Origin of the sequence: Bacillus nitratireducens, from assembly GCF_036320425.1 — a bacterium.
Taxonomy (GTDB): domain Bacteria; phylum Bacillota; class Bacilli; order Bacillales; family Bacillaceae_G; genus Bacillus_A; species Bacillus_A nitratireducens.
Genome location: NZ_JAUMJO010000003.1, coordinates 16,795 through 30,338, shown reverse-complemented (window position 1 = coordinate 30,338; position 13,544 = coordinate 16,795). Strand labels below are relative to the sequence as shown.

The 13,544-nt window shown below is 39.1% G+C and carries 13 protein-coding genes; 5 read left to right on the top strand and 8 right to left on the bottom strand.

Going from position 1 to position 13,544, the window contains the following annotated elements:
• Positions 1–23: 23 nt before the first annotated feature.
• The 6 genes from menC to Q3V31_RS11935 form a co-directional block, all read right to left on the bottom strand.
• Positions 24–1,130: an o-succinylbenzoate synthase gene (gene menC, locus Q3V31_RS11960; protein WP_090814117.1), complete on the bottom strand. Its 1,107-nt coding sequence runs from the start codon at positions 1,128–1,130 to the stop codon at positions 24–26.
• Positions 1,131–2,576, bottom strand: a complete 1,446-nt coding sequence (locus Q3V31_RS11955; RefSeq protein ID WP_000449595.1) for an o-succinylbenzoate--CoA ligase — start codon at positions 2,574–2,576, stop codon at positions 1,131–1,133.
• Positions 2,577–2,746: 170 nt separating this feature from the next.
• Positions 2,747–3,565: a 1,4-dihydroxy-2-naphthoyl-CoA synthase gene (menB, locus tag Q3V31_RS11950; RefSeq protein WP_000963888.1), complete on the bottom strand. Its 819-nt coding sequence runs from the start codon at positions 3,563–3,565 to the stop codon at positions 2,747–2,749.
• A gap of 68 nt (positions 3,566–3,633) precedes the next feature.
• Entirely contained in the window at positions 3,634–4,446 is an 813-nt protein-coding gene (menH, locus tag Q3V31_RS11945; RefSeq protein WP_090814116.1) for a 2-succinyl-6-hydroxy-2,4-cyclohexadiene-1-carboxylate synthase, read from the bottom strand.
• Positions 4,443–6,197, bottom strand: coding sequence for a 2-succinyl-5-enolpyruvyl-6-hydroxy-3-cyclohexene-1-carboxylic-acid synthase (gene menD, locus Q3V31_RS11940; RefSeq protein WP_090814115.1), 1,755 nt, complete (start codon positions 6,195–6,197; stop codon positions 4,443–4,445). Before menD ends, menH begins: the two co-directional genes overlap by 4 nt.
• The gene (locus Q3V31_RS11935) at positions 6,194–7,588 is read right to left on the bottom strand and encodes an isochorismate synthase (RefSeq protein ID WP_090814114.1); all 1,395 of its coding nucleotides are present in this window, start codon (positions 7,586–7,588) and stop codon (positions 6,194–6,196) included. Before Q3V31_RS11935 ends, menD begins: the two co-directional genes overlap by 4 nt.
• A 194-nt stretch (positions 7,589–7,782) precedes the next feature.
• Here Q3V31_RS11935 and Q3V31_RS11930 point away from each other — a divergent pair, with 194 nt between their 5' ends.
• On the top strand, positions 7,783–8,736 hold the full coding sequence (locus Q3V31_RS11930) for a 1,4-dihydroxy-2-naphthoate polyprenyltransferase (protein WP_000425742.1): 954 nt from the start codon (positions 7,783–7,785) through the stop codon (positions 8,734–8,736).
• Between the two features lie 279 nt (positions 8,737–9,015).
• Complete coding sequence (locus Q3V31_RS11925) at positions 9,016–9,747, top strand: yteA family sporulation protein (RefSeq protein ID WP_000957359.1); 732 nt, start codon at positions 9,016–9,018, stop codon at positions 9,745–9,747.
• A 43-nt stretch (positions 9,748–9,790) separates the two neighbouring features.
• Here Q3V31_RS11925 and cspD read toward each other — a convergent pair whose 3' ends face one another.
• Positions 9,791–9,991, bottom strand: coding sequence for a cold-shock protein CspD (gene cspD / locus Q3V31_RS11920; RefSeq protein WP_001193052.1), 201 nt, complete (start codon positions 9,989–9,991; stop codon positions 9,791–9,793).
• Between the two features lie 327 nt (positions 9,992–10,318).
• Here cspD and Q3V31_RS11915 point away from each other — a divergent pair, with 327 nt between their 5' ends.
• Together Q3V31_RS11915 and Q3V31_RS11910 are read left to right on the top strand one after the other, a co-directional pair.
• The gene (locus tag Q3V31_RS11915; RefSeq protein ID WP_000643602.1) at positions 10,319–11,101 is read left to right on the top strand and encodes a TIGR00266 family protein; all 783 of its coding nucleotides are present in this window, start codon (positions 10,319–10,321) and stop codon (positions 11,099–11,101) included.
• Positions 11,102–11,516: 415 nt separating this feature from the next.
• Positions 11,517–11,666, top strand: coding sequence for a hypothetical protein (locus tag Q3V31_RS11910; RefSeq protein WP_000521653.1), 150 nt, complete (start codon positions 11,517–11,519; stop codon positions 11,664–11,666).
• Between the two features lie 182 nt (positions 11,667–11,848).
• On the opposite strand, the gene Q3V31_RS11905 is transcribed toward Q3V31_RS11910, so the two are convergent.
• Positions 11,849–12,619, bottom strand: a complete 771-nt coding sequence (locus Q3V31_RS11905) for a MerR family transcriptional regulator (RefSeq protein WP_090814113.1) — start codon at positions 12,617–12,619, stop codon at positions 11,849–11,851.
• A gap of 141 nt (positions 12,620–12,760) precedes the next feature.
• Between Q3V31_RS11905 and Q3V31_RS11900 the strand changes: the two genes are divergently transcribed.
• Positions 12,761–13,483: a lipase family protein gene (locus tag Q3V31_RS11900; RefSeq protein ID WP_001260108.1), complete on the top strand. Its 723-nt coding sequence runs from the start codon at positions 12,761–12,763 to the stop codon at positions 13,481–13,483.
• Positions 13,484–13,544 lie beyond the last annotated feature (61 nt).

Below are 13,544 nucleotides of genomic sequence, written 5' to 3'. Positions count from 1 at the left end.
GGCATCCTGATTAAGGATTAGATTCACCTCTCCAAAATAATCCGCTGCTTCGTGATTTCCGCCAGCCTTCCGCGATCTACTTCATACTCAGCTTCAACGCTTTGCGGTACAATCACTTTTCCGCCCTCAAGCATCACTTCCGGCGAAATAATATCCCTCTCCCAATGTCGATTAGAGGCAGATATATCTCCAGGAATCATAAAGTTCGGTAACGAAGCGAGCGCAACATTTTGTGCACGTGAGATTCCCATCTCCACCATACCGCCGCACCAAACAGGTATGTTATGCTCCATACAATAATTATGGATTTGAACCGATTCTGTTAATCCACCCACTCGCCCTGGTTTAATATTAACGATGCGGCAACTGCCAAGCGTAATCGCAACACGTGCATCTTCTAGACTGTGGATACTTTCATCTAAACAAATCGGTGTTTCCATTTTCCTTTGCAACTGTGCATGATCAAGAAAATCATAATCCGCTAACGGTTGTTCAATCATCATCAATTGAAATTCATCTAATCGTTTCAACCTCTCTGTATCCGCTAATGTATACGCTGAATTTGCATCAGCCATTAACGGAATACTTGGGAACTCTTTACGAATTTCTTCCAATAACTCGTAATCATGCTCTGGCTTTATTTTCACTTTAAAACGCTCATATCCTTCTTCTGCATACTTCTCGATTTGTTTTAACATAATCGGAATTGTACTGATACCAATCACAACGCCTACTTCAATTTCAGTCCTAGTTCCGCCAAGTAATGTCGCTAATGACTTCTTTTGACGTTTTGCATATAAATCCCAAACAGCCCCTTCGATCCCCGCCTTTGCCATTCTGTTTCTCTTTATATGCTGGAACAAACCTGGCACTTCATTCGGATGAGAAATCTCCGCCTTTAATAAATCCGGTATTAAAAAATCTTGTATTACATGCAGCGCTGTCTTCACTGTTTCTTCCGTATACCACGGCTCAGAGAATGCAACGACTTCGCCAAATCCAATGTGCCCGTCTGTATCTTCTAATTCAATGACGATACTCTCACGCTTTTCGTAAGTCCCGTAGCTCGCAGTAAACGGGATTACGAGTGGCATTTCCGTTAAATGAAGTGTCGCTTTTTTTATTTCCACTTACATCTCCTCCACTAATTGTCTTAACTCTCGTCTTAACAATTTTTTCGAAGCATTTCGTGGTAATTCCTCTAAGAAACACGCTTTCTTCGGCACTTTATATTTCGCTAATTTCTCCTCGCAAAAATGAAGGATTTCTTCTTCTGTTATTTCTCCACTTTTTACAACAAAGGCAGCGGGTACTTGTCCCCATTTATCGTCAGTCATACCGACAACACCGGCTTCCACCACCATCGGATGAGAAAGCAACACTTCTTCAATTTGAGCCGGATATATATTTTCTCCGCCAGAAATAATTAAATCACTGCGGCGATCTAATACGTATAAAAATCCTTCTTCATCTAAATAACCGAGGTCGCCAGTGTGAAGCCATCCATTTTGAATTGTTTCGCGCGTCGCATCTTCACGGTTAAAGTAACCACCTGTTACGTTTGGTCCTTTTACTACAATTTCGCCTTCCGCAAACGGCGGTACTACTACGCCATCTTTTTCAATACGAAGTTGGCACTGAAATAGTGGTTTCCCGGCTGATCCTACTTTCGTTAACATGTAATCTGCGGATAACGTACAAATTTGCGACGACGTTTCTGTCATACCATACGTTTGATACACAGGAATTCCTTTTTCTACACATGTTTCTAGTAGGGGTTTCGGGGCTGGTCCTCCGCCAAGTAACATGCATCGTAAAGAAGATGGATATGTCTCTCCTCCAAGTCTCTCTAATAAATCAGTTAACATTTTAGAAACGACAGAAATGATTGTAACACCTCTCGTTTGAAGTGCTTTATGAATAAAATCAGCATCATATTTCGGAACGAGTAAAATGCGCATTCCGTACATAACATTTTTCATTAAAAGAGATAACCCACCAACGTGGAACATCGGCATACAAGCTAGCCAGCAATCATCATCTCGAAGCCCTAAATTAAGCGAAGAACCGACTGCGCTTGCCCAGTGATTGCCGTACGTTAAAATAACGCCTTTCGGCTTCCCTGTCGTCCCTGACGTATAAATAATTGTCATCGCTTCTTCTAAAGAGAATTCTTCTTGTATATAGGCTTCCGCCTTCGGTCCCTTCATCATTTCAGCAAATGAATAGACGGCAGCACCCTGAGCTTCAAAATCTTGATCCGTCACTAAGCACATAACTTCAGCATCATCCATTTGCCAAAGTAGCTCTTCTCTTGAAAGACGCGTATTTAAAAGTACAGCTACTGCACCTACATAAGATAGGGCGTGAATAACTGTAATCATCTCCATACCATTTTTCATCAGAACAGCCACCTTTTGCCCACGCTTCACTCCTACATGCGTGAGGTGTTCACAAACAGATACTACTTTTTCATGCAGCTGCATAAAAGTAACCTTTTCATCCTCTATTTCAATTGCAGTGCGATCTGGTGTTAAAAATGTACGTTGCATTAACCAATTTGGCATCGTCTCCATCACTCATTCTCCTTTCATGAAAGAAAGAGACTTGATATGACATCAAGTCTCTTAGTTGTTTTGTTTCCGGTTTGATCTTTTGGTCGCGACTCACATTGCGTGCGAGCCGCTTCCGCTTTTGATTTCATCCAGCTACAGCGGCTAGAATGTTCGGTGGCTTCCGCTTTTGATCACGGGAAACGAGGGAATTGACCGAAGTCCGGACTGCGTTTTTCTTTGAACGCGTCGCGACCTTCTTTTGCTTCGTCAGTTGTATAGTACAATAACGTTGCATCTCCAGCTAGTTGTTGAATACCAGCTAGACCGTCTGTGTCTGCGTTGAATGCAGCTTTTAGGAAACGAAGTGCCATTGGGCTGTTTGCTAAGATTTCTTGTGCCCATTGTACTGTTTCTGCTTCAAGCTCTTCTAATGGTACTACTGTGTTTACTAAGCCCATATCAAGCGCTTCTTGTGCGCTGTATTGACGGCATAGGTACCAAATTTCGCGAGCTTTCTTGTGGCCTACCATACGAGCTAAGTAACCAGCTCCGTATCCACCGTCAAAGCTTCCTACTTTAGGACCAGTTTGTCCGAATACAGCGTTGTCTGCAGCGATTGTTAAGTCACATACGATATGAAGTACGTGTCCACCACCGATTGCATAACCTGCTACCATTGCGATAACTGGTTTAGGAATTGCGCGAATTAGACGTTGTAAGTCTAATACGTTTAAACGAGGGATTTGGTCGTCACCTACATATCCACCATGACCGCGAACTTTTTGGTCGCCGCCAGAACAGAATGCACGTCCACCTTCACCTGTTAAAATGATAACGCCAACATTTGCATCATCACGGGCGTGTGCAAAAGCATTGATTAACTCCATTACCGTTTTAGGACGGAATGCGTTATGTACTTCAGGGCGGTTAATCGAAATCTTTGCGATACCATTGTATGTTGAATAAATAATATCTTCGTAATTGCCTTCTTTTACCCATTCAATAGCCATTACTATTACCTCCTTTTATATTTCTGATCTCCTCTATAAGTGCAACTTCCTTCTTGCTGAAAAAAGCATCACTGCATAGTTTTTAGAAATCCCTTTACTATTGTATCAAACTTTTCCGGTTGTTCCACATGAATTGCATGGCCAGCACCATCAATTTTGACAAATTTCGCATGAGGGATGCATTTTTCGATGTTTTTTAATATGCGAAAGAACTTTTCATCATACTCTCCGTTCAGTAGAAGAACAGGCATTTTTAAATTTTGCAATTCTTTCCACCATGAAGGCTGAGCCCCTGTTCCCATACCGCGAAGACTATTTGCAAGTCCTTTAGGATTGTTAGCAAGTCGTTCTTTTCGCACCGCTTCTTGTACGTTTTTTGCTAAACATTTTTGCGTTTCAAACAGAGGGATATTTTCCCACATTGTTACAAAGCTTTCGATGCCTTCTCGCTCAATTTTATCGGCAAGTCGCTCATCTTTTTCACGACGTTCTTCTCTATCCTCTTCACTTTCAAGCCCAGCTGTACAATTTTCTAATAAAAGAGAATGTACATACTCTGGATATAGACATGCCATCGTAATCGCCAGTCTACCGCCCATTGAATAGCCAAGTATGTGCGCTTTTTCAATATGAAGGTAATCTAGTAGTTCTTTCATTTGCAATGCTACATTTCGAATATCATAATGAGTCACATCTTCAGGACTTTCCGTTTTTCCGTGCCCAACAATGTCTACTAAAATGACTTGAAATTGCTCGCTCCAAGAAGGAATGAAGGAACGCCACGTTTCCATGCTTCCCGTAAAACCATGAAGAAGTAGAAGTGGTTCCCCGCTTCCGACTACTTCATATTCATACGATACACCTTGCAACGTTACGTTCATTTTGATTCACCTTGCAAAGATGTAGTGATAACGTCCATTGTTTTCGCCCATAATTCACGATGTAATTTCAAGTTTTCTTCGCGATTCGTACAAATTTCCACAACGTGTAATCCTTTCGCTGTCGTTCCAGTTTGTACTTCTTCTCGGAAGTCTTCCCATCCATTTACACGGCTAAATGAACCACCATACATTTTGACAACATGCTCATAATCAAGTCCAATTGGTGTTCCAAATAAGGATTCGAAATGTTCCTTTTTCTCATATTGTGGTAAGAATGAGAAAATACCTCCGCCATCATTATTCACAACAACAATCGTTATATTTAACTCATGTAACTTTGCGGCCAATAATCCGTTTAAATCGTGATAAAATGATAAGTCACCAATCACTAATACGAGCGGATCACAAATAATACTCGCTCCTAAAGCTGTTGAAATGATTCCATCAATACCATTTACACCACGGTTTGCCATCACTTGAATATTTTTATCCGATGTGAAGAAAAATGAATCTGTATCGCGAATTGGCATACTATTACTTGCAAATAACGTTGCGCCTTCTGGTAATACACGAACAATATCCGTAATGACTTTTCCTTCAAATGCAGTTTCATATGTTTCCATTTCACGAAGCGCTTCCTTCGTTTTCTCGTTTATATGTTTCCACATTCCGAACCAATCATTCGTTTTCATAACTGGCATTTTCTCTATTAATGTCCTGCAAAAATCAACATCACTTGCTTGTACAACCTCTGTCGCAACAAGAGCTGGATCTCTCCATTGTCCGGATTCATCAACAACGATATGAACTGCTTTCGTTTGTTTTTTAATGAACTGCGTTAATGCTTTAGAAACAGGCATTCCACCAAAGCGAATTAAAACGTCCGGTTTCCACTTTTCCTTTAACAGTTCATTTCGCAAAAATGTATCGTAACAGTCGATTACCATCGTTTTATCGTGATGTCCACTGCGAATATTAGAAAGTGGATCTGCTAAAATTGGATACCCTGTTTTCTCAGCTACTTTCATAACAACTTTTGCGATTTCTGGATGACTGTCGTCTCCACAAATAATAAGCCCCTTTTCCATGTGTGAAAGGTGCCCTACAAGAGAATCTACATATTCACTCGGCATCGTCACGTTCCCTTGCTGAACTACTCCTGTATATTCACCACGCCCTTTATCCCATAAACTTTCTAATGAGAAATCCGGTATAAGCGGCTCGCGAACTGGAAAATTAAGATGAACAGGTCCTTGCGGCGCTAAACAGGCACTTGCTATCACACGCTGCGTCGTCATGCGAGCGTAATGATACATCGCTTCACTCGCTTCTGGAAGTGCCATCTCTGTAAATTGCTTCACAAAAGTACCGTATAAATTAAACTGATTCATCGCCTGTGGTGCACCCACATCTCTTAATTCATGCGGTCTATCTGCCGTTAACACGATAAGCGGCACTCGTGAATGAAAAGCTTCACATACAGCTGGATAATAGTTCGCTGCTGCCGTTCCTGACGTACATAATAGTGCAACAGGACGTTTTTTTGCTTTTGCAATACCAAGTGCAAAAAATCCTGCTGATCTTTCGTCTACATGTAAATATGTTTTCATTCCTTCATGTTGTTCCATTAGTAAGGCAATCGGCGTTGACCGTGAGCCAGGACTAATGACAACATCACATACATTTAGACGCGTCAGTTCATCCACGAACGCGCCTAAATAATATGATAATGCTTCTATATGATTGTTCATTTCATTAATTCCTCCAAGGCACCAAGCATCGGTCTAAACTTCAAACTTGTTTCTTCATATTCAAGCTGGGCTACTGAATCAATTACGATACCGCAGCCGGCAAATAAGGATGCTTTCTCGCCATTTAATAATCCGCAGCGAAGTGCAACCGCAAATTCACCATTTCCTTCATCATCTATAAAGCCAATTGGTGCACCATACAATCCTCTATCTAAAAGCTCTACCTCACGGATTAATTTCAATGCCTCATGACGAGGTGTACCACCAAGAGCTGGCGTTGGATGCAATTCTTCTACCATCGCTAAAAGACTTGTATCACCTTTCGCTTCTACTGGTGTATATAAATGGATTAAGTTTTTCGTCGTTAATAAGCCTGGGCTCTCTGGAATATTAACAGATTCACAATGCCCACTTAGCACACCTCGAATCATATTAACTACATAACCGTGTTCAGCCAAATTCTTTTCATCATGAAGAAGCGTCTCACCATTTTGTTTACTTTCTTCTATAGAATTACCATGACCAATTGAGCCCGCAAGGCACATCGATGTAAACTTCTCGCCTTCTTTTCGAATCAATCGCTCAGGTGTCGCCCCTAAGAAGCATGCTCCTTTATAATCAAAAGAAAATACGTAACAATCCGGTTGCCCAATGCGAAGCGCTTCTAAAACAAGAGCGGAATCAATATGCTGATCCATCGTCAATTTTAGCTCCCTTGCTAATACAACCTTCTGCACGTTCCCTTGCTTCATTTCATCCTGCACTTTTCCAATCGCATTCATCCAGCCCTTCGGATCAACTTCAACTTTCGAAGTAGTTGTTAGTTTGTCTCCTTCTAGTGCACATTTACTTTCTTGTAAAATTCTCTCTTCTAAAGAAATAATTTCGTTAGAAAGAGTTTCTGCGCAATCTTCAGCTGAAACGAACTTATTAATGGTTAACCACGCTTTTTCATTTTTTACAGTTAATAAAAATGCTGGTAGTGAAAATGTGGTATCATCAAATTCTTTCCAAAGATCTGTTTTTTCTTTTTCTTGGTCAAATGAAAATCCACCAAATAAAAGAGGACCTGTTCCAAATTCATATCCTTCTCTTTGCACAAATGCTTTCTCTTTTACTTTATCCCACTCGTCACGAGCAGTTTGAAAGCGTTTGTGAGAAGAATTTACTATAGTGAAAACAGAGCCAATTCCAGCAAATATTACATGCTGAGCTGGGTCTGCAAAATAACATCTATTTTCGAATGCAATCCTTTTTCCTGCTGCATAAAACAGAAGTGGATCCACCCAATCTATTTGTTTTACAAAACTAACTAATATTTTTTCATCAGTCACACGCTTAATGGCTGCAACAAAAACTTCTTGTAAGCCTTTTTGTTTCGTTTGAATCACAATTGTCTCCCCCCTATGGGCGAAAAATAGTCATAATTACGCTTGATTTTAAGATACACCTCAAACGAAAGGCCTGTCAACGTTTAGCATTTCTGAGAAATTCACCTTCTCTTCCTAGAAAATAAACGTTGACACTAAATGATGCTTTTTCTACACTTAATTGTGTACAATATGTGACCTAAGGAGGATTCAACATGGAAATGAACGTCGAAACGAATTCCTCTCCTACGGCGCCAAAGCCAAGTAAACAAACAGGCTGGCGCATTTGGTGGAGTTTATTACGTCCCCATACATTAACAGCAGCTTTCGTTCCTGTTTTCATCGGAACAGCGTATGCGATGCAGGTCGGAGGTATAAATCAAATACATCTCCCTCTTTTCCTTATAATGCTTCTTGCTTGTCTTCTCATTCAAGCAGCAACGAACATGTTTAATGAATACTTTGATTATAAAAGAGGGCTCGATCACGAAGGTTCAGTTGGCATCGGCGGCGCTATCGTTCGCGATGGCATTCAGCCAAAAACAGTGCTTAACTTAGCATTTGGATTTTTCGGCATCGCAATACTATTAGGTGTTTATATTTGTATGAATTCTAGCTGGTGGCTTGCTGCAATCGGTCTTGTTTGTATGGCCGTTGCTTATCTTTATACAGGTGGCCCACTTCCAATTGCATATACACCATTTGGAGAGTTAACAGCCGGATTATTTATGGGTGTCATTATTATTGGGATTTCATTCTTTATTCAAACTGGAACTGTAACATCAGAAGTCATTTTACTATCTATTCCAAGCTCCATTTTAATTGGTGCGATCTTACTAGCTAATAACATTCGTGACTTGGATGGCGATAAAGAAAACGGGCGTAAAACGTTAGCAATTCTCGTTGGACGCGAAAGAGCAGTTGGTGTACTTGCCTCTATGTTCATCGTATCCTACATTTGGACAATCGCATTAATCATCGTTAACATCGTATCACCATGGATGCTTATCGTATTCTTAAGTGCACCGAAAGCATTTAAAGCGACGAAAGGCTTTATCGGCAAAAGCATTCCAATGGAAATGGTACCTGCGATGATTTCAACAGCAAAAACAAATACAATTTTCGGTTTCCTAATGGGAATCGGATTATTGCTTGGATACTTCCTATAAAGTGAAACTTTAATCAGTGGGGGTTTTGTTCATCCCCACTGATTATTAGCCCTTCACCAATCGGGCGTTTACGGGCAGCAGGGCTCCCACCTAACTTCTTTGCTCCAGCCAAATTTTAAGGTGGGAGTTTTACTGCCCAGCAAATAGCTGGATAGAAAGGAGCTGCTTACGCAGCTCCTTTTTTTATATACCAACTTCTAAGCTGAAATTCATCTCATAATTCCCACCTCCAACGCTCATACTATGTAAAGAAACTGAATTGTAGGAAGGTGGACGACTATGTTAACTCCACAACAAATAAATCAATTTAAATCTATTTTAGAAAAACAACAGCAAGAAGTTGAACAAACAATACAAACTCATGAGAATACAGATCGTGCTTCTGAACGTGATTCAGTAGGAGAATTGTCTAGCTATGACAACCATCCAGGTGATATGGCTACAGAATTGTACGAACGTGAGAAAGATTTCGGTCTCATCGAATTTTGGCATAAACAACTAGAAGATACGAAACATGCCCTACAAAAAATTGAGGCTGGTACGTACGGTATTTGCGAAGTGTCTGGTGAGGAAATTCCGTTCGAAAGATTAGAAGCAATGCCGACTGCTACAACGTGTATACAGCACACTACAAATAAATTGGATATGAACACCCGACCAGTTGAAGAAGAGGTGTTGGCTCCTTCGTTTCATAAGCACGACGAAGATCATTCTGTAGAGTACGATGCTGAAGATGCATGGCAAGACGTCGCAAATTACGGAACGTCTGAAACTCCATCTGATTTAGAAAGACAAGATTCAAAAAACTATAATGGCATGTACGTAAATAGTGAAGAGAATGTAGGCTTCGTTGAGGATTTTGAAAACTTTATTGGTACGGATATGTATGGCAAAAACCCACAAGTTTTCGCTACAGAGGAACATGAAGAATATGAGCAAATGCTTGATGACTTTGAAGAACGTACTTTTAAAGGTGAATTATCTTCAAATGAATCTAGCTCCAAAGAATAAAAAAAGCATTCCGAAATTCGGAATGCTTTTTATCGTTAGCTAATTAGTTTTTTGTAACGTTAGCTGCTTGTGGTCCGCGGTTGCCTTCAACGATTTCGAAAGAAACTTCTTGACCTTCTTCTAAAGTTTTGAATCCGTCGCCTTGAATAGCTGAGAAATGTACGAATACGTCTTCTCCGCCTTCAACTTCGATGAAACCGAAACCTTTTTCGCCGTTAAACCATTTAACTTTACCTGTTTGCATGTCATGTACCTCCTAAATAAAAATGAAACTATGAATCCACATGAAAAGGTGGATATAAAGGACATGAATGTATAACAAGCTTACAGCCTTTAATTCAACGTGCTTTATTTCCGTACCACATTATGTAGCTCAATAGTGACTTCACTATATCACGCTCAATCCAAAACGTCAAATGAGAACACTTTCACTCCAGCGTTTTTTATAATCCTAGTATAACCATAAATTCCTATTCTATTTTACTTTTATTTGAAAATTAACAAAACTGTAGTTTTCTAATCTCTTTAAATTCTGTACAATATGATTATCTATTACATTGAGGTGAAGAAAATGAAGGCACATGAAATCGAATATAAATTATATGGCGATGATATGCAGTTCGTTGAAATTGAATTGGACCCAGAAGAAAGCGTTATCGCTGAAGCTGGCGCAATGATGATGATGGAAGATCATATTGAAATGGAAACAATCTTCGGCGATGCTTCAGGACCATCTGGCGGCTTATTTGGAAAATTAATGGGCGCTGGTAAACGTCTCGTTACAGGTGAAAGCATGTTTATGACTGTATTTACAAATACAGGTCATGGCAAACGCCACGTATCATTCGCCGCTCCGTATCCAGGAAAAATTATTCCTGTTGATTTAACAGAGTATCAAGGAAAAGTCGTTTGTCAAAAAGACGCATTTCTTTGTGCCGCAAAAGGTGTTTCTATCGGAATCGAGTTTACAAAGAAAATTGGAACTGGTTTCTTCGGTGGTGAAGGTTTCATCATGCAGAAACTTGAAGGTGACGGACTTGCTTTCATGCACGCAGGTGGAACTGTATATAAACGTGAATTGAAACCTGGTGAAAAACTTCGCATTGATACAGGTTGTCTCGTTGCAATGACAAAAGACGTTAACTATGATGTTGAATTCGTTGGAAAAGTAAAAACAGCCCTATTTGGCGGCGAAGGTTTATTCTTTGCAACGTTAGAAGGTCCTGGAACTGTTTGGATTCAGTCTTTAACACTTAGTCGCTTAGCAGCGCGCCTTACAAGTCCAGCAGCTCAAAGCAGCGGTGAAGGCAGCGTTTTAGGCGGACTTGGTCGCCTTTTAGATGGGAAAGAATAAATAGTGTCCTTCTGGGGCCATAGCCATCAACTTAAGAGAATGAATAAAATTAAAACACTCTTTCATACTACATGAAAGGGTGTTTTAATTTTCGCCTACAAACAACAACAAGTTGGTTGAGAAGTTACACATACTAGGTGAAGAATTCCGAAATGAATTTTCCGAATCATCAGTCCATGATGTTAGATAATATCTCCAGACATAATGCTGTCCTCGTTTTTTCTCCATTTTGGTTCACCCCGCATTATTTAGATAAAATCTGCCTTAAGCCTACGGGGCAGGTTAGTTTAATAAGGTAATATTTGGATTACAATAGATATAAGTAAAAAATTAATAAGGTTTACTTCAGTAAAATAAGGTATATTATATTGGTTGAATAGATTCTCTTTAAAGACAAGAAAAGTAGGTGAACAAAGTGGGAAAATATCAATTGGATTACAAAAGTCAGGTAGCTGTGGCAAAGTTTCATGAAAAACAGACGCCTGCCAAATTTGATAAAAAGCAGCAACTTGAAAAATTGCGTGCGGAATATTTGAAAAAGAAGCAAAAACAAACTGATAAATAACATGTTACGTTTTCCCTAATTTTCTGTATATGGTGCAAACAAATACAAGAAAATAGGTAAGTTATTCATCGTTCAAATATATACAGGCTATTTTTCAAACCTCTTATTTAATGAACTAACGCATGCGTTAGTTCATTAAATATAAATAAAAAAGTCGATTCCTTGAGATTGAAATCGATTTTTTATTTAGGTGGACTATACAAACCATTTTTAACCATATAACATTCCATCGCTTCATTAAGCCATAACTCTTCTTCCTCTGTATAAGGAGAGGGCATCACATTATTATATTGTTCTTCTACATTCTCTAATTTACCTAGAGAATACATTGTCTCTTCGCCGACATACTTAAGAGTCGCTTTCATATGTTCATCAACCAATTTTTGCACTTCTGAATCCTCAATTTGTCTTCCAAATAACCTTTTCACTTCTTTTGCTAAACGAACAAACTCTTTATCAAGTGCTATGCCCTCTTCTTCCGGCTTATTATATAATCCATCAGCCACTTCTTTTGATACATATTCTTCAAGCCATACACGTTGTTCGTTTTCTTTTTGGATACTATTAATTAAGCTCATTAATATGTTACTATCTACCTCTTCATCTTCCTTAAGGCATACCATTGTTCGTTCAATCGCCTTTATCGAAACTTCAAGTTGTTTTTTCTTCTCTTCAAAAGCTACCCTTTGATTTTGTAATGTTTCTTTTAAGCTTATATTCAAACTTTTCACATTGAGCATGCCACGAATTTCTTCTAAACTATATCCTAATACTTTAAGACTCACTATTTTTTGGAGCGCTAATATATCTTTATCTTTATATACACGGTGTCCTGAACTTATATTTTTTTCAGGTTTAAGCAATCCAATTTCATCGTAATATTGTAGTGTCCGTATTGATGTGCCTGTTCTCTTTGAAAACTCACCAATTGAATAGCCTTCCTTTTTGCTCATCCTACACTCCTCCTAACAATATGTTTACAAAAATCATACTCCCTCACGTAACTGTAGGTTCAAGCCTTTTTTCAAAAAGAATGAATCAAGTTCCTCACTGCATATATTGAACTATACCTTTTCTTAAGGAGGGCTTTCTTGATGCGTACTCCTTTATCCTTTGATAAAGATACTGCCATATTATTAGCATCTTGCTGCGATCTAACGTATGAACAATATAAACAAAATGGGATTTTTGAAATACCTGATGGATTCCAATATGTACAAGGCTTTCAAGGGAAAGCGATTCAAACGATGGAATGGTTTGGGTTCATATTAGAATCTGAAGATACGATTATTGTAGCTTTTAGGGGTACACAAACAGATACAGACTGGATTATCGATTCACTCGTCAACCAAAGACCATACCCATATGCTTTAAATAGTGGAAATGTCCATAACGGCTTCCTTTCTATTTATGAATCTTGCCGAGATTCTATTATGGATATGCTCGTATCATTGCCAGCCCATAAGAAACTTCTTGCAACAGGTCATAGCTTAGGAGGGGCACTCGCTACATTACACATACTAGATGCACGTATAAATACTGCCTTCTCACAGTACGGTCTTTATACATTTGCCTCTCCAAAAGTTGGAGATATCGCCTTTCGAAATTATTATAAACTGCAAGTAGCTAGTAGCTTTCGTTTCGTCAACTTATTCGATGTCGTTCCACTTCTCCCTCCCCGAAACATAAATTTTAATGATCGTGATTGGGAATATGCACACGTTCATCACAACATGACATTTACGAAAAATACAAAATCCATTATAAATAATCATTCCATTACAACATACAAAACATGTCTGACTTCTCATTTTTAACCAGTAAACAATTGGAAATTGAATATTTATATACTATAATAAATCTATGAAATGACTTTCG